The organism is Brevundimonas sp. AVps4 (genome assembly GCF_058681525.1).
Window position 1 is genome coordinate 1120427 of record NZ_CM178741.1, and the last position, 16588, is coordinate 1137014.

Consider the following 16588-nt stretch of genomic DNA (forward strand, 5'->3'; position numbering starts at 1 on the left):
GTTCTGATGAAGAGGAAAGACCCCCATGAAAACGCCGCTCGGCGCGACGCTCGCCGCGCTCGTCCTTTTCGCCGCCGGCTCGGCCTTGGCCGCCGACCGCCGCGTCGATCCTCCCGAACAGGTCATCACCGGCCGTCTGACTCGCGCCGATCACCAGACCCACCGCGAAGTGGTCTTCACGGTGCCGCCCGGCGCCACCCGGGTGACCGTTCGTTTCCGCTATCTCAGGCGCACCCAGGACGCAGGGGTCGATATCGGCGTGTTCGACCCTGAGCGCTTCAGGGGGTGGAGCGGCACGACCCGCGACGTCTTCACCCTGTCCACGGAAGAGGCGACGCCGGGCTATCTGCCCGGCCCGCTGCCGGCGGGACGTTGGCGGCTGGTTCTCAGCGCCTCGCAGATCCGACCCGGCGCCGAGATCGAGTACGAGACCCGCGTCGCCGTCGAAACCCGCCCTCGCCCGGTCGAGTTCGCAGACGCCCCGATCAATCCCGCGCCGGGCTGGTATCGCGGCGATTTCCACGTCCACACCGGCGATTCCGACGGCAGCTGCGCGGCCCAGAGCGGACGGGAGACTCACTGCCCCGTCTATCGCGCCGTCGAAACGGCTGCGGGCCGAAACCTGGATTTCGTCGCCATCACCGATCACAACACCACCGCCCACTATAATGAGATGCGCGAGTTGCAGGAGCATTTCGACAAAATGCTTCTGGCGCCGGGGCGGGAGATGACGACCTTCTTCGGCCACGCCAATGTCTTCGGCCTGACGCAGTTTCTTGAATATCGGATGACGCAGCCCGACGCTGCGGACGCCTTGTCGTGGATTCAGGCGGCCAACGACTCCGGCGGCCTGGTGTCGGTCAACCACCCCGGCGTAGCGACCGGAGAGGAATGTATGGGCTGCGGCTGGTCCGTCGATCCCCTTCCACCCGGCTCCATCGGCGCGGTCGAGGTGGTGAACGGCGGCACCCTGGACGAGTTCGGCACGCCCGAGGGCCCTAAACAGGGGTTCGACCTGTGGGACCGACTGCTCAATCAGGGCGAACACGTCACCGGGATCGGCGGCAGCGACATCCACAATCCGGACCTTCCGACCGAACGTCTGGGCACGCTCGGCTCCCCTACCACGGCGGTCTATATGCCCGAGCTTTCGGTCAAGGGGCTGCTGGCGGGCGTCCGATCCGGGCGGGTGTTCATAGATATCGACATGCGGCCTGATCGGCTGCTGGATCTACGGGCGGAGGCGGGGCCCGCCCGGGCCGAGATGGGCGGATCGCTCCCGCTGGCTCGGGGAGCGACGGCGACCTTCTTCGTCACCGCGCGCGGCGTGCCCGGCGGGCAGATCGAGGTGATCGAGGACGCGGCTCTGGTTCCGGCCCTGGCCCGTCCGACCCCGGCGGAGGGCGAGGCGAGCTTCGCCGTATCCGGAGATGGCGCGCGCCACTGGATCCGGGTTCAGGTCCGCGACATCCACGGTCGCCTCGTCCTCATCGGCAATCCGATCTACATCACGCCCTGACGCAGGCTCTCGCTGTGGGGCCTCCACATCTAGAACCGCTTGCCCAGGGTGAGCTCGATGCGGCGGCCGACGGGGTCGCGGCTGTCGCGGCCGTAACCGGGGGCGGGTGCGCCGTCGGCGAGGCGGGCGGAGGGGCGTTCGTCGGTCAGGTTCTGGATCGACAGCTCCAGCCGCGCCCCTTCCGCCCGCCGCCCGGACACGTCCCGGAAGAGGCGATAGGTCGCCTTCAGGTCCAGGCGGGCGAAGTCGCTGATCCGCAGGTCGGCCGGGCCGTCTTCACCGATGGTCGCCCGGCTGCGATAGCCCGCCGTCCACCGGCCGGTGACGTCGATCTTCAGCGGCCCCTTCATCCGGCTGAGCGTCCATCCCAGGTCCTGGCCGGACACGCCGCCGCCGTCACCGGCCAGACGATCCAGGACCGGCAGGCCCCGGCCCAGCTCGGTCCGGTCGGTCAGCCGCCAGGTGTGAAACAGGTTGACCGTCCAGGTCGCGGCGGAGGCCTCCGGATCGACCGGCGGGTTCAGGCTCAGACTGGTGGTCAGAGACCGGGTCTCTGAAGCCGTGGCGTTGAAGGGGCGCAGGTCGATCCGAACGAGACGGCCCGACGCATCGCGCAGGAACCGGTCGGGATAGGCGGCCTCGGTCTGTGGCGTCGGCTGAAGACTCGACGAGATCCCGTCGCTCGTGCGGGCCAGGGACAGGCCCTGGTTGAAGCCGACGCTCCACCGGGTGAAGGGGCCCAGCGACAGGTTTAGAGCCGCGCCTTCGGACCGGGCGGCGGTCAGGTCGGGATTTCCGCCGACCAGGGTCTGGACCTCGACCGCCTCACCGGTGCGGAAGTCATAGACGACGGCGTTCGGGCCCTGGCGCGGCGGGGCGAAGCGGTCCAGGTCGCTGGGCGCGGTCAGGGTGCGGTTCCAACTGGCGCTGAGGCTGACCTTGTCGCGCGGCTGCCAGGCGGCGCCCAGGTCCAGACTGTTTCCGCCCCCGGCGTCGGTGTCGCGGCCGCCGGCGCCCAGGCTGACGGACAGTCCGCCCAGGCTCACGCCCCCGATTTTCAGGGTCTTCGCCTCGCCCTCGAGACCAGGCGGCGGCGCAGGCTGGGACAGAGGGACATTGATCTGCCCCTGCCAGGCGGAGCCCGTCGTGGCGCGCCGGTCCGTCTCTCCTCCAGCCTCCGTCCGGGTTCGGTTCCGGTTCGCATCGGCGGACAGATTGACGGCGATCGGGCCGGCGCCCAGGCCCGGCAGGCTGCGGTTCAGGGCGACCGCGCCGCTCCAACTCATCAGGTCGGTCTGAGAGGGCGCCGGGCCTTCGGCCTCCACGACGCTGGCGGTGGCGAGGAGATTGACCTGGGCGGTCCAGTCCAGAACCGGACCGCTGAGGCCGCTGCGCACCTCCCAGCGGCGAGTGTCGGCGGAGAGCTCCTTCAGGCCGTCGGCGTCCCGCGCGGTCGATCGGCTGGAGGTCCGGCTCGCCGAGGCGTTCAGGCTGGCGGCCCAGTCGCCCAGGCTGCGGTTGAAGGCGGCGTTGGCCGAAAGGAACTGGGTTTCGGGGGTCAGGCTGACGCCCGCGCTGTCGGGGTGGTCACGCAGATAGGCCGGGCGATCGTCGGCCCGCAGGGCCGAGGCGTCGCGCAGGGTCAGGGTCAGGTTGGCGACGTTGCGGTCCTGAAGCCGGGACTGGCGCGCCATGGCCGAAAGCTCACGCAGGCCGCCGGCGGTCGGGGCGGCGGCCGTCAGGGCGCCGTCGCGGCTGGCGAAACTGCGCTGCAGGACCAGGTTGAAGACCCGGCCGGAAGGAGAGCCGCCGTATTCCGCCGCCGAACCGGCCGGCAGGACCTCCAGCCTTTCCAGGGCGTCGGGCGGCAGGTCCAGAAAGACGGAGGGGTCCGGCATGCGGACGCCGTTGATGATGATCACGGGCGGCTGGCCGGGGCTGAACTGACGCGCGGCCTGGCCCAGGACGTCGCCGACGCTGCCGCCGGCGAGGGCGTCGATGCGGGCGGCGTCATATTCATACTGGGGCGGGGTGCGCGCCGCTCCTCGCCGGGCGGCCACCTCCACGTCGGGCAGGACGGTCACCGGGGGCGGATCGGCCTGCGGCGCCGGCGTCGCCTGGACGGCGGCGGCGCTGAACCCGGCGAGCGTGAGACAGAGGGAGATCACAGGGACAATCTAGGAGCGAGCCGGACCGCGCGGAAAGAAAAAAGGCCGGACGTCGCAGACGCCCGGCCAGGCTTTCAGGTTTTAGGATCCGGGGACCAGCCGAGCCTAGAGGATTTGCAGACCCGGAATACGGATCGAGCCGCTGACGATGGTGCAGTTGCGACCGCCGGGGTTCACGGGGGGCAGGACGTTGTTGTTGAAGGTCGCCGTGCTGGTCGCATTGTTCCAGGCGACCACCACGGTGCCGTAGCAGGGATCGTTGGCCACGGTGTTGGCGCCGATGGTCAGGGCGATCGAGGTGGTCGATCCCGGCACCACGGCCGCGCTCCAGGCGCCGGACGGCGCAACGGCCAAGCAGGCGATGCCGCCGGGCGAGATGCTGCGCGTCGGAATGGGCGCGCTGGTCGCGCTCAGCGGGCTTGCGGTGATGGAGACGTTGCAGGTGACGCTGATCGTTTGCGACAGGGTCACAGAACCCGATCCGGATACGCTGCCCGAACTGGGCGAGAAGGATTGGGCGAAGCTGGGGGAAGCGACGGCGACGGAAGCGAGCGCCGCAGCGGCGATGGAAAGCGTCTTGATCATGGTAGTCCTCCCTTTGAATGGGGCCTTGGTTGGACCCGTTGAGCGTGTGTTCACCCGCTAGGGGCGATGTACTTACAACGCGGAAGGTAGGTTGGAGTCAAGGAGAAATACGTATATTTTTCAATGATGTAAAACGACATAAGGCCGTCCTGTCGGCGTCTCTTGACGTCGGGGACGGCCTTACAGGGTGGCCGGGAAGACCGGCCTGACGTCAGCCTCAGAACGACTTGGTCAGCCGCACGGCGAACAGCCGCGGGTCCAGGGTGAAGACATTGGTCGTCAGCCCGGTGTCGTCCGAGTTGGTGAAGGCGTCGACGATGGGCGCATCGTCGAAGACGTTCTTGACATAGGCCTGGAGCTTCAGGCCCCGCGCCTCATTGGTCAGGGACACCGACAGGTTCAGATTGTCCCAGCCCTCCAGCCGGTCGTATTCGGTGTTGTAGACGCGGAAGAAGCTCTCGCCCTGGCGATAATAGTCGCCGCGCAGGGTCAGGTCCCAATCGCCCAGGAACCAGCTGTACTGGGCTCCGATGTTGGCGGTCCAGTTGGGCGAATTGGGCAGTTCGTTGCCGCCCAGGTCGGCCTCGAAACCCCGTCCGCCGTTCGGCGCCTCGGTCAGCGGGTCGTAGGTGAAGCCGTACAGGGCCCAGAAGGGAAGGATGGACTCGAAGTTGGGGTTGAAGGTGCCGAACCGCGACGAGCCGGCGCACAGGGCGCTCAGAGCCAGATTGGCCGCGTCGGGTCCGAAAGCGCTGTTGAGGATGGTTTCAGCATAGGCGCGCGGGGCGATGCAGTTCGACGGCACCTGGATCCAGGGACGGATGGTGATCCAGTCGGGGTCGCCTTGGGTGCGGTCCATGACGTTGATGGACCGCTCGCCGTCGGCGATACGGGACTTCAGATAGCCGAGATTGCCGTCGATCTGGAAACTGGGCGTCGGCCGGTAGACCGCTTCAAGCTCCAGACCCCAGATTTCAGCGTCGAAATTCTCATTCAATGAGATGCGATCGACGATCTGGGAAACCTGATAGTCCTTGTAATCATAGTAGAAACCGGTCGCATTCAGCCGCAGCGCCCCGTCCATCAGCGTATTCTTGGCGCCGATTTCGAAGGCGTTGACGTATTCGGGATCAAAGGTGCTGGCCAGGGGCTGATACTGGACGACCTTGGGGTCCAGCTCCAGGCGAGGCGGGTTGGTGCCGCCGCCCTTATAGCCGCGGGAGAAGGAGGCGTAGACCAGGGTGTCGTCGGTGAAGGACAGATCGGGTGTCCAATCCAGCACGATCCGGCCGGTGACCGCCTCCCACTTCTGTTCGATGTCCGGCAGGGCGTAATAGCCCCGACGCACGAATCCGCCCGACCCCGGACCGGACCCGCCGCCGAGCGGCGCGCCCAGCAGCAGCTGGCTGGGATAGGGTGTCGTGTCCTTGCGGTCCTCGGTATAGCGCAGGCCGGTCGTCAGCCGCAGTTCCGGCGTCAGGTCCCAATAGCCCTCGCCGAAGACGGCCCAGGAGCGGGTGTGGACGACGTTTTTGCTGCGGAAATAGTTGTGACCCTCGCCGTTGATCTCGCTCAGCGGATTGGGATCGACATAGACGCATTCGAACACGCGATCGTCATCGCAGGGTACGGTTTGCGAACTTCCGTCCGGACCCAGCTCGAAGTTGTAGAAATATTCGGCGAGGTAGGAGAAGGTGTTGTTGAAAACGTAGTAATCGTCCTGCGACTTGAAGTCCAAATAGTTGGCGCCGAGGCTGAAGTTGAAATCGCCCGCCATGTCGGACTGAAGGCGGAACTCCTGATACCATTGTCGATTGTCGGACTGGCTGATGTCGGCCGACAGGATCCGGTTTGACGGCCCAAGTTGCGGATCGGTGTAGACGCCGCCGGGCGCGGCCGGCGACGGAATCAGGTCGCCGAAGAAGTCGAACACCTGGCTGCTGTCCGAGAAGGCGGGGTTGGAGACGTAGCGCGCATAGTCCTGCGACGCATAATAGTCGTCCTTGGCGTAGGCGGTCTGTGAGAACAGGGTCAGGGTGTCGGTCAGGTCGAATTCGAGATTGACCTGGACGACGTCGTTCTCGGCCCGGAAGACGGGATCGTAGTTGGTGGCGATCTCACGCAGGTCTCGCGACTGCACGACGCCCTCATAGGGGTCGAAGCCCTGTGGGATCGGATAGACGCTGGCGCCGTTTGCGTCGAAGCCGCCCAGGCTGAAGAAACCGGACAGCAGCCGGATCGGCCCGAAGGAACCACCGTTGGGCGCCCCATAGGCGGCGTCGGAATACAGTGAACCCGGCAGACAGCCCTGGCTCAACTGATCTTGATTGTAAGGGGTGGTGATCGTCGCCGAACCGACCTGGGTCGGGCCCGGATCGGTGGTGCACAGCTGTTTGCCGGTGCGGGAGCGGTGGTCGTCTTCCTCGAAATGCTCCCAGATCGCATTGGCGCGGAACCGCGCCGTCGGCTCCCACCGGGCCGACAGACGGGTGGTGAACAGGTCGCGGTCGTTCACATGGGTGTCGTTGAAGCTGTTGTAGTCGAAGCCGTCGCGCTGGGTGAAGCCGAAGGCGCCGCGCACGGCGAAGGTGTCGCCGAAGGGGACGTTGAGCATGGCCTGGCCGCGCCGGCTGTCATAGTTGCCCAGTTCCCCGGCCGCGAAGCCCTCCGACCGGAACTTGGGCAGTTCGGGGAACATGTTGACGACGCCGCCGGTGGCGTTGCGGCCATACAGGGTGCCCTGCGGCCCACGCAGCACCTCGACCCGGGCGACGTCCAGATACTCCTGCTCGAACAGGCGGTTGCGGATCAGGGGAGTGTTGTTGAAGCTGACGGCCACGGCCGGGTCGCTGGAGGCGGACACCGCCTTGGTCCCGATCCCGCGGATCGAGAAGTTGTACATGCTGAAGTTGGATTTGGAGAAGGCCACGTTCGGCACGGCGCGCAGCAGTTCCGATCCCCCCTCGATCTGGCGCGATTCCAGGGCCTCGGCCGACAGGGCCGAGACGGCGATGGGCACGTCCTGAACGGACTGTTCGCGCTTCTGGGCGGTCACGATGATGTCGTCCACCACGGCGGGCGAGGTCTGACCTGCCTGCGGCGCTGGAGCTGCGGGCGGCGTCGTCTGGGCCAAGGCGGGGGCTCCAGCCATCAGCAGGGCTGTGACGGAGACCGAGAGCGCAAGGCGCGCGCGAGTGCGGACGGCTGAAACCATGTGATCCTCCCTGAGCACGCCGACCGGAGACGGCGTCCTGATGTGCGTTTCCTCCCGCCTGATGTTTCCGCTCGGCGGGGCGGGGCCACCGGCGGTTGTCGCCAGCTTCGCACTACTCACTCTCATGTCAATACCTATTGACAATTGTGTCGGTTGACGGCCATCCGCAGACGGTGTGATTTCGGACTTTCGGCGAGGGCTGAGGGCGCGGATCGGGAGAGGGCGCGATGGACTGCGACGCCATAATCGTCGGGGCGGGGCTGGCTGGACTGGTCGCTGCGAACGAACTGGTCCAGGCCGGGCGCAAGGTGGCGGTGGTGGATCAGGAGAACGCCGCCAATCTGGGCGGCCAGGCCTATTGGTCCTTCGGCGGCCTGTTTCTGGTCGACAGTCCCGAACAGCGGCGTCTGGGGGTGCGCGACAGTTTCGACCTGGCCTGGTCCGACTGGCGCGGCAGCGCCGGCTGGGACCGGCTGGACGGCGCCCTGGCCGAGGACGAATGGGCCGCCCGCTGGGGCCGGGCCTATGTCGAGTTCGCCGCCGGCGAAAAGCGCGACTGGCTGCGCCGCCATGGAATCCGCCTCACCCCCATGGTCGGCTGGGCCGAACGGGGCGACGGCCGGGCCCAGGGGCACGGCAACTCCGTCCCGCGTTTTCATGTGCCCTGGGGCACGGGGACGGGCGTCAGCGGTCCTTTCGCCGCCCGCGCCCTGGAGGCCCAGACCCAGGGGCGGCTGACCTTTCACTTCCGCAGTCGGGTGGATCAGCTGATCGTCGAGGCCGGCCGCGTGACCGGCGTGTCGGGCGTCCGCCTGGCGCCCAGCGAGGCTCCGCGGGGCGCGGCCTCCAGCCGCGAGGTCGTGGGCGATTTCACCCTGCGGGCGCCGTCGGTCCTGATCGCCACCGGCGGCATCGGCGGGAACCACGACAAGGTGCGCCGCTTCTGGCCCAAACGGCTGGGACGGCCGCCGCGGACGATGGTCACCGGCGTGCCCGCCTATGTCGACGGACGGGGGTTGGACATCGCCGAGGCGGCGGGCGCCCGCCTCGTGAACCGGGACCGGATGTGGCACTATGTCGAGGGGCTGCGGAACTGGAACCCGATCTGGCCCGGACACGGCATTCGCATCCTGCCCGGCCCCTCGTCCCTGTGGCTGGACGCCCTGGGGCGGCGACTGCCTTTCCCCGCCCTGCCGGGCTATGACACCCTGTCGACCCTGCGCTATCTGCGCACAACGCCGGACCTGGCTGAGCACGACCATTCCTGGTTCATCCTGACCCAGTCGATCATCGAAAAGGAGTTCGCCCTCTCTGGCTCGGAGCAGAACGGCGACATCACCTCGGGCGACTGGCTGCGGGTGCTGAAGACGCGGCTGGGCAAGGGCGCCTCGCCCGAGGTCGAGGCCTTCAAGGCCAGGGGGGCGGACTTCGTGGCAGCCCAGGATCTGGAGACCCTGGTGGCGGGCATGAACGCCCTGACGCCGACGCCCCTGCTGAAGGCCGAGGCGGTGCGGCGGGTGGTGGAGGCGCGCGACGCCCAGATGGCCAACCCCTTCGCCAAGGATCTGCAGGTCCAGGGGGTCCACAACGCCCGCCGCTATCTGGGCGACCGGCTGGCGCGGGTGGCGAAACCGCACCGTCTGCTGGACCCGGCGGCCGGCCCCCTGATCGGGGTCAAGCTGAGCGTTCTGACGCGCAAGAGCCTGGGCGGGGTGCAGACGGATCTGGACAGCCGGGTGTTGCGGGCCGACGGAACGGTGCTGGAGGGTCTCTATGCGGCGGGCGAGGCGGCGGGGTTCGGCGGCGGGGGCGCCCACGGTTACAACGCCCTGGAGGGCACCTTCCTGGGCGGCTGCCTGTTCACCGGACGGGCGGCGGGACGGGCGATGGCGGGCTGATCTAGCGCAGCCGGGTCCAGGTCTGGGTGCGGCACAGAAGGGGGGCGATACAGCCCCGCACGGACAGACGATCGTTCTCGACCAGGGTCAGGGTTCCGCGCGACGCGCGCTGGCCGCTGTCCGGGTCATAGAGGGGGCCGCCGGACCAGGTCGTGGGGCCGCCGGTGAAGCCGTCCAGAACGCGCAGCCCCCTGAGCGGCCGGCTCCGCAAGTCCGGGTCGCGGTTGCGCACATCGGTCTGATCGGGATTTCGGCGCAGGGGGGCGGCGTCCACCACTCGGCCGCACAGGGCGGCGCCGCAGCGGTGGATTTCGACCACCCCGCCCTGGGCGGCGGTGCGCCACCGCCCCAGCAGCGGACTGTCCTGGGCCGAGGCCGGGGCGGCGGCCATCACCGCTCCGGTCAGGACCCCGCCGGCCAGGGTCAGGGCGGCGGGCCAGGTCGGGCGGCGCATCAGCCCCGGACCAGCAGGCGGTTGCGGACCTCGACCGGGATGCGGTCGTAGAGGGTCGGCCCTCCCAGGCCCAGCCGCGCCCGCGCCTGATCCAGCGGCTCGGACATCAGGGCCTCATAGTCCAGGGCCGGCAGCCAGGCCGCCTTCCGCCCCCGGCGCCAGGCCTCGAAGACGGCGCGGGCGCAGGGATAGCCGGTGCGGGCCTTGGTGATCTCGACGGCGGCGCCGATGGCGATCAGACCGAAGCCCTTGCTGCCCGTCTGGGGCAGGGACAGGGCGACCACGCAGGCCTCGCCCAGCGCATCCGTGCGATAGCCCGCCAGAACGTGCCACAGGTCATGGATGTCGCGCAGGCGCCGGGCGTACCAGGCGTAGGGGTGGGCCGCCTCTATGTCGCTGTCGGCCACCTTGCGGCTCTCGTTCGCCAGGCCGTAGGCCGACAGATTGCGTTCGTCGATGAAGTCCAGATAGGCGCGGCCCACCGATCCGGCGGGCATGGATTCCAGCCAGGGGCGGTCGTGCAGCCGGTCCGCCAGCTCGACCATCTTGAAGGCCTGGCGCGCGCCCTCGGGCGTCTCCAGCATGCGCATATAGCCGCGCCGCACCGAGTTTCCGGCCAGGGCGTTCATGATCTCGAACACCTGGGTGGTGTCTTCCTTGTTCGCGATCAGGCGGCGCAGGGCGCGAAAGGCCCGGCCGATTTCGATCCGCCGGGGCCGCCCCAGACTGTCGCTGCGGGGGCGCGCATCGACCAGGGCGTCGTCCATCATCAGTTCAGCCGTCACTTGCTCTCTCCGGGCGCTGAGCTTAACCAGTGCTATCTACATGGATGTAACTAACAACAATGTCAATAGAGCGCGTTCGTCGCCGTCGTCGCACCCCTGAAGAAGCCCGGCTGGAGGTTCTGGCCTGCGCGCGCGCGCGCCTTTTGGCGGGCGGGCCGGACTCGGTCACCCTGAAGGCCGTCGCCGACGACCTGGGCATGACCCACGCCAATCTGATCCACCATTTCGGTTCGGCCGAGGGGCTGCAGTCGGCCCTGATGGGGTCGATGGTGGCGGATCTGTCGAACGCCCTGGACGCCGCCATCGCCCGGCTGCGCACCGACGAGGGGGCGCCGCTGGAGCTGATCAACGCCGTCTTCGACGCCTTTGCGGAAGGCGGGGCGGGCAAGCTGGCCGCCTGGATCGTGCTGAAGGGCGACCTGACCCATCTGGAACCGGTCCGGGCGGCGGTGAACGGTCTGGTCGAGGCGATCCGCGACAAGCTGGGCGATCCCCTGACCACCTCGCCCAAACAGCTGTCGTCGGCGGTTCTGTTCATTGCGCTCAGCGCCTTCGGCGAGGCCCTGATCGGCCCGCCTCTGCGCGACATGCTGGATCAGGACGAGGAGGCCAGCCGCCAGGTGGTCGCCGGCCTGCTGCCCTATTTCCTGCTGAAGGCCGAGCGGGGGGAGTAGCCGTTCAGGCGGCCTGGGACGCCTGTTCCGCCGCCGCCTGAAGCACGGCGCCGACGGTCTGCAACAGCACGGCGGCGCCGACGGGTTTGCCCAGCACCTCGACCGCGCCGGCCGCCCGCGCCTCGGCGACCTCGGGGCGAGAGACGTTGGCGCTGACGACGATCATCGGGGGCGGACAGGGGTGTTCGGCCCGGATGATCCGCATCGCCGTCAAACCGTCCATCACCGGCATCTGAACGTCCATCAGCACCAGGTCGAAATCCATCGACCGGCTCAGTTCGACCGCTTCCAGCCCGTTCTCGGCGCAGGTGACTTCCGCGCCCGTAGCGGCCAGAACCGCGTTCAGCACCGCCAGATTGGCGGGATTGTCGTCCACGGCCAGGATGCGGAGGGCGGCGGGCTCCGCATCGGTCGCGGCGGACCTGACCCCGGGCGTCGACAGCAGAACCGCCGGCGCGCGCAAGGTCACGCGGCTGCCGACGCCGATCGTGCTCTGGGCGGTCAGTTCGCCGCCAACGGCGCGGGCCAGGCCGTCGGCCAGGGCCAGGCCCAGACCCATGCCGCCGTGTTTCCGTGTCGCGGTGACGTAGCGCTGATGGAAGGGGCGGACGAGGGCGTCGAAACTGTCGATGTCGAAACCGCAGCCGGTGTCGGCGACGGTGAAGACCAGGGCGTCGTCTTCGTATTGGACATCCAGAGAAACTGCGCCGGTCTCGGTGAACTTCACCCCATTGGCGACCAGCTGGATCAGGATGCGCTTCAGGGCGTCGCCGTCGGCCGAAACCTGGACGTCGGCGCCCGTGTCCGGGCCGCTCAGGACGATCGGCCGGTCGCCGATCAGGTCGGCGCATTCCGTCAGCACCTCGTCGCACAGGGTCCGCGCCGACAGGGGCGACGACTGGGGCGTGAAGCCTCCGCCTTCCAGCTGCGAGAAGTCCAGCAGGGTGGTGATGCGGCGCGTCACCTCGGCCCCGGCCTGGGCCACGGTCTCCAGCGCCTTGTGGGCCGCCTCGGGCAGGGCGTGTCCGCGCAGCAGTTCCAGCGGCGCCAGGACGCTGTTCAGCGGCGTGCGCAGTTCATGGCTCAGATTGGCCAGGAAGCGCGACTTGGCCGCGTCGGCGGCGGCGGCGGCGTCGCGCGCGCGGACCAGGGCTGAGACGTCGAAATTCATCAGCAGCAGGCCGCCGATCGCCCCTTCGGCGTCGCGCCAGGGTATGACCGCCCATTCGAACCACATGTCGACCAGGGCCGAGCGGACGGGCCCGTCGCTGCTCATCGCCTCTCCGGCGAGGGCGCGGGCGTAGACCTTGGGCCAATCGATCTGGGCCGGGCGCGCCCTGGCCGGCGAGTCCACCCTCTGTCCGACCATGTCCTGCGCCGGTCGGCCGTAGGTCTTTTCCCAGGCCTGGCTGACGCCGGTCGCCACCAGGTCGGCATCCGTCATGATCAAGGGCACAGGGCAATGGCGCACGAAGGCGGAGATCACGTCGCGGGCGGACCGGCGTTCCGCCTCGGCGCGCTTTTCGGCCAGGGGCGCCGCAGCCTCATAGGCGCGACGAACGGGCGCGCGCGAGACGCACAGTTGAATCAGCGGCCCTTCGGTCCCCTGGGTCTGGGCGGCGCTGACCATGACCGGAATCCGATCGCCGTTGGAGGCGAGCACATCCAGGGCCAGCTCCTCCAGCCGCCCGCCCATCGCCAGCTCCTGACGAAGCCGCGTCTGAACCATGATCCGGCTGGCGGGCGTCAGATGATCGACCAGACGGCGATCCTCGGCCTGGTCTCCGGCGTGCAGGTCCAGCAGGTCGGCCAGATAGTCGTTCAGCCACAGCAACCGACCATGGGGATCGACCAGGCCCAGGCCGCCCGGCGCCTGGCTCAACAGATCCAGCAGGACGGACGGACTTTGCATCTAGGCCGCCAGGTCCAGCGGCGGCAGGTCCAGATGGCGACGCAGGGCCGCCTCGACCAGATCGGGTTCGGTCATATGGGGACAGTGGCCCTCGGTCGGCAGGACGACCCGGCGCGCCTGGGGGATGTGGCGCTCCATCCAATCCCCGACGAAGGTCGGCGCCAGGGCGTCGTCGCGGCTGTCCAGCAACAGGGTGGGGAGAGCCAGGGCCGCAAAGGCGTCGCGGTCGTCGGCCTGGAAGGTGGTGCGGGCGAAATGGCGGGCGATGTCGGGATCGACCCGGCACACGCTGGCGCTCCAGTCGGCCTGGCCCTGAGCCGCTGACGGCCCGAGGATCGCAGGCGCCACGGCCGTCGTCCATTCGGCGATGTTCTTGTCCATCAGGGCCAGCAGATCGGCGATGTCAGCCGGGGCGAAACCGCCGCGATAGTCTTCTGCGTCCGTATAGCGGGGCGAACCGCACACCAGGGCCAGGGACTGGAACAGGTCGGGTCGCCGGACGGCGGCGATGACGCCGATGCTGGCGCCCACCGAATGGCCGATGAAGACGACCGGACCCAGGCCGACCGCCTCGATCACCTCGATCAGGTCGTCGGCGTAGCCGCCCAGATCGGCGTGACGTTCGGGATCGAAACAGGCGCTGTCCGAGGCGCCGGCGCCGACATGGTCGAACAGGACGATGCGGGCCACGCCGTCGAACCGATCGGCGACCGATCTCCACATGCCCTGGTCGCAGCCGAAGCCGTGCGAGAACAGAAGAACCGGACCCGTGTGACCCGTGACGGCGACGTTGTTGCGGCTCAGAATCGTCATGGCGTCGTCCGCTCAACTTTCATTTGCGACGACTGTCAGGCCGACCTGAGCAGTTATTTCGAAAAAACCTTAAAAATCCGCTTCTTGCGTTTCGCAACCACAGATCGGCGTTACGCGGGCTTCGTCAGTTGTCCGCGCTGGGCTCTGTGACGGCTTTTGATCGGAACGGGCGCGGGAGCCTCGTGTTGTTCACGCGACCCAGCCGAGAGGAGACGTCATGGCCGATCGTTTGACGATGCAGGACCCCCGCGACCAATACCCCCGCCCGCCCTTCCCCGAGCAGCCCCAGCCGGCGCCGGGCCTGGCGGTGGAGATGGACCCGAAACCGGACCATGGGGAGACCAGCTACAAGGGCTCGGGCCGCTTGGCTGGGCGCAAGGCCCTGATCACCGGGGGCGATTCCGGCATCGGCCGGGCCGCCGCCATCGCCTACGCCCGCGAAGGGGCGGACGTCGCCCTGTCCTATCTGCCGTCCGAAGAGAAGGACGCCGCCGAGGTGGCGCAGCTGATCGAGGCCGAAGGGCGCAAGGCCGTCCGCCTGCCCGGCGACGTGACCGACGAGGCCTGGTGCCGCGACCTGGTGTCCAAGGCGGTCGAGGGTCTGGGCGGGCTGGACATTCTGGTGGTCAACGCCGGTCGCCAGCAGTACCGCGAGAGCGTCGGCGAGGTCTCGACCGAGGATTTCGACCGGACGATGAAGACCAATCTCTACGCCCTGCACTGGATCGTCCAGGCGGCGGTCCCCCACCTGCCGGCCGGGGCGGCGGTGATCACCACCGCCTCGATCCAGGCCTATGAGCCCTCGGCCATTCTGCTGGACTATGCGACCACCAAGGCGGGGATCGTCGCCTACACCAAGGCCCTGTCCAAACAGCTGCTCGAGAAGGGAATTCGCGTCAACGCCGTGGCGCCCGGCCCCTTCTGGACCGTGCTTCAGCCCTCGGGCGGCCAGCCGATGGAGAAGGTGGTCCACTTCGGCGAACAGAGCGCCTACGGCCGGCCCGGCCAGCCGGTCGAGATCGCGCCCGTCTATGTGCTTCTGGCGTCCCAGGAGGCCAGCTACGTCACCGGCGAGGTCTATGGCGTCACCGGCGGGGCGGGCATAGCCTGAGGCAGACGGCGGACCGGCCCATGACCGGTCCGCCTGTCAGCGCCAGCCGTCCAGGATTTCGTCGACCGTCGCCGTCTCGATCTGCTGCGAGAAGCGGTCGTGATAGAGGCGCAGGAGATCGTCATGGGGGCCATCGGCCGAGCTGCAGACCGCATCCTGGGCGATCACCACCCGATAGCCCAGATCGACGGCCGCCAGCACGGTCGCCAGAACGCAGACGTCGGTCTCGCCCCCGGTGACGATCAGCGTATCCACCCCGCTGCGGCTCAGGACCGCGTCCAGGTCCGAGCCCACCCAGGGCGAATAGACGTGTTTGTCGATCAGCCGGCCGGGCGGGACGAACCGCTGAAGCGGCAGGGCCAGATCGACCAGGCCGGGATCGATTCGCTCCAGGGTCATGGAGGCCCAGCGCGTCCAGTAGCGGCGCCAGGCGCCGCGACCTTCTCCCGGTCGGGCGGCGGGGATGAAGCGGGTGAAGGCGGTCCGTTCGGGCCGGCGTTCGCACAGGCGCACGATCTGGGGCATGACCCGCTCGGCCCAGTCCAGTCGCCACGCCGTCTCCTCGACGAACATCCGCTGCATGTCGATGCACAGACGCACCGCATTCTCCGGCACGGCCTCGCGCAGACCCTCGGCCATGGTCAGGCCGCGCCCGCCGCGCCGTCGCTTCCGGCGTTCGGAGAGGAGGGTTCGATCTCCTCGGCGTCGGGCGGGGTCTGGGTGTCGGAGTGGTGTTCGATCCGCCCCGTCTCCACCTCTTCGCGGGCGAAGACCTCCTCCTGTCCGGCCTCCAGCAGCTGATCCTCCGGCCCGCCCAGCCCGCCCTGGGCCAGACCCGAGGCGGCCGAATCACGGCTGTGCTTGCGGTCGCTCATCGGCTCAGGCGGCCTGACGCGCCGGGGCGCCGGTGTAGCGTTCATATTCCTCGCAATAGCGATCGGTCAGCCGCGCCTGGTGTTCGCCCTTCTGCTTCAGGGTGATGAACCAGCCCTTCTCCTCCTCGTACATATGGGTCAGGACGGCGCCTTCGATATGCTCCCACTTGTCCAGCCAGGCGGTGTTGGAAGGGGCGATGTTCTCCAGCTCGGCCATCTGCGCCTTGGCGGTGGTCTGTTCCAGATAGGCGTGGGCGGCGTGCATCTTCTCGCCGGCCTGTCCCAGGGCGGGGTACAGGACCAGCTCCTCGGCGATCGAATGGCCGTTCAGCACCAGGGCCAGGGCCTTGAGCGCCGCCTGGCGGTCGGCCGCCGACTTCACCTCGCGTCCGCGGGCGAAGGCGCCGCGGATCTCCTCGTGATGGTCCAGAACCAGCGACAGCCAGTCGCCGGGCGCGGCGGCCTCGCGCGCCTGGGCTGTGGCTTCGGCGCGGGCCTCTTCGCCGGGTTGGGGGGTTACGGCGGCCAAGGCCTTGTCGATGATGGACATTCGGGTCTCCTGCGATGCGGAGACAAGGCC

14 protein-coding genes are annotated in these 16588 nt (G+C 68.6%); 4 read left to right on the forward strand and 10 right to left on the reverse strand.

Annotated elements, in window-relative coordinates:
- The first annotated feature begins 25 nt into the window (after positions 1-25).
- Positions 26-1519 carry a CehA/McbA family metallohydrolase gene (locus tag ACW178_RS05540; protein WP_287103484.1) on the forward strand — a complete coding sequence of 498 codons (1494 nt, stop codon included), beginning with the start codon at positions 26-28 and terminating at the stop codon, positions 1517-1519.
- A gap of 29 nt (positions 1520-1548) precedes the next feature.
- Here ACW178_RS05540 and ACW178_RS05545 read toward each other — a convergent pair whose 3' ends face one another.
- The 3 genes from ACW178_RS05545 to ACW178_RS05555 all read right to left on the reverse strand — a co-directional run bounded on the left by ACW178_RS05545 (position 1549) and on the right by ACW178_RS05555 (position 7486).
- The gene (locus ACW178_RS05545; protein WP_492024937.1) at positions 1549-3687 is read right to left on the reverse strand and encodes a TonB-dependent receptor plug domain-containing protein; all 2139 of its coding nucleotides are present in this window, start codon (positions 3685-3687) and stop codon (positions 1549-1551) included.
- Between the two features lie 105 nt (positions 3688-3792).
- A complete protein-coding gene (locus tag ACW178_RS05550) occupies positions 3793-4272 on the reverse strand; it encodes a PraA/PraB family alkane oxidation protein activator (protein ID WP_152949565.1) in 480 nt (159 codons plus the stop codon).
- Positions 4273-4489: 217 nt separating this feature from the next.
- A complete protein-coding gene (locus tag ACW178_RS05555; RefSeq protein ID WP_492024938.1) occupies positions 4490-7486 on the reverse strand; it encodes a TonB-dependent receptor in 2997 nt (998 codons plus the stop codon).
- Positions 7487-7713: 227 nt separating this feature from the next.
- Here ACW178_RS05555 and ACW178_RS05560 point away from each other — a divergent pair, with 227 nt between their 5' ends.
- Positions 7714-9384 (forward strand): FAD-binding dehydrogenase, encoded by a 1671-nt coding sequence (locus ACW178_RS05560; RefSeq protein WP_492024939.1) that lies wholly within the window; start codon positions 7714-7716, stop codon positions 9382-9384.
- A 1-nt stretch (position 9385) separates the two neighbouring features.
- On the opposite strand, the gene ACW178_RS05565 is transcribed toward ACW178_RS05560, so the two are convergent.
- Together ACW178_RS05565 and ACW178_RS05570 are read right to left on the reverse strand one after the other, a co-directional pair.
- On the reverse strand, positions 9386-9838 hold the full coding sequence (locus ACW178_RS05565) for a DUF2147 domain-containing protein (RefSeq protein ID WP_191555185.1): 453 nt from the start codon (positions 9836-9838) through the stop codon (positions 9386-9388).
- Positions 9838-10623: a Coq4 family protein gene (locus ACW178_RS05570; protein WP_306414864.1), complete on the reverse strand. Its 786-nt coding sequence runs from the start codon at positions 10621-10623 to the stop codon at positions 9838-9840. Before ACW178_RS05570 ends, ACW178_RS05565 begins: the two co-directional genes overlap by 1 nt.
- Before the next feature lie 59 nt (positions 10624-10682).
- Here ACW178_RS05570 and ACW178_RS05575 point away from each other — a divergent pair, with 59 nt between their 5' ends.
- A complete protein-coding gene (locus ACW178_RS05575; RefSeq protein ID WP_054764819.1) occupies positions 10683-11297 on the forward strand; it encodes a TetR/AcrR family transcriptional regulator in 615 nt (204 codons plus the stop codon).
- A gap of 4 nt (positions 11298-11301) precedes the next feature.
- Here ACW178_RS05575 and ACW178_RS05580 read toward each other — a convergent pair whose 3' ends face one another.
- Both ACW178_RS05580 and ACW178_RS05585 read right to left on the reverse strand, forming a co-directional pair.
- Positions 11302-13209, reverse strand: a complete 1908-nt coding sequence (locus ACW178_RS05580) for a response regulator (RefSeq protein WP_492024940.1) — start codon at positions 13207-13209, stop codon at positions 11302-11304.
- Entirely contained in the window at positions 13210-14022 is an 813-nt protein-coding gene (locus ACW178_RS05585; RefSeq protein WP_191555187.1) for an alpha/beta fold hydrolase, read from the reverse strand.
- Positions 14023-14239: 217 nt separating this feature from the next.
- Between ACW178_RS05585 and ACW178_RS05590 the strand changes: the two genes are divergently transcribed.
- Entirely contained in the window at positions 14240-15133 is an 894-nt protein-coding gene (locus ACW178_RS05590; protein ID WP_191555188.1) for an SDR family oxidoreductase, read from the forward strand.
- A gap of 36 nt (positions 15134-15169) precedes the next feature.
- Here the strand turns inward: ACW178_RS05590 and ACW178_RS05595 are convergent, their stop codons facing one another.
- From ACW178_RS05595 to ACW178_RS05605, 3 genes are read right to left on the reverse strand one after another with little or no spacing between them, the layout of a single operon-like run.
- Entirely contained in the window at positions 15170-15772 is a 603-nt protein-coding gene (locus ACW178_RS05595) for a cysteine hydrolase family protein (protein ID WP_492024941.1), read from the reverse strand.
- Positions 15773-15774: 2 nt separating this feature from the next.
- Complete coding sequence (locus tag ACW178_RS05600) at positions 15775-16008, reverse strand: hypothetical protein (RefSeq protein ID WP_191555189.1); 234 nt, start codon at positions 16006-16008, stop codon at positions 15775-15777.
- A 4-nt stretch (positions 16009-16012) separates the two neighbouring features.
- Positions 16013-16558: a hemerythrin domain-containing protein gene (locus ACW178_RS05605; protein WP_191555190.1), complete on the reverse strand. Its 546-nt coding sequence runs from the start codon at positions 16556-16558 to the stop codon at positions 16013-16015.
- Between the last annotated feature and the right edge of the window lie 30 nt (positions 16559-16588).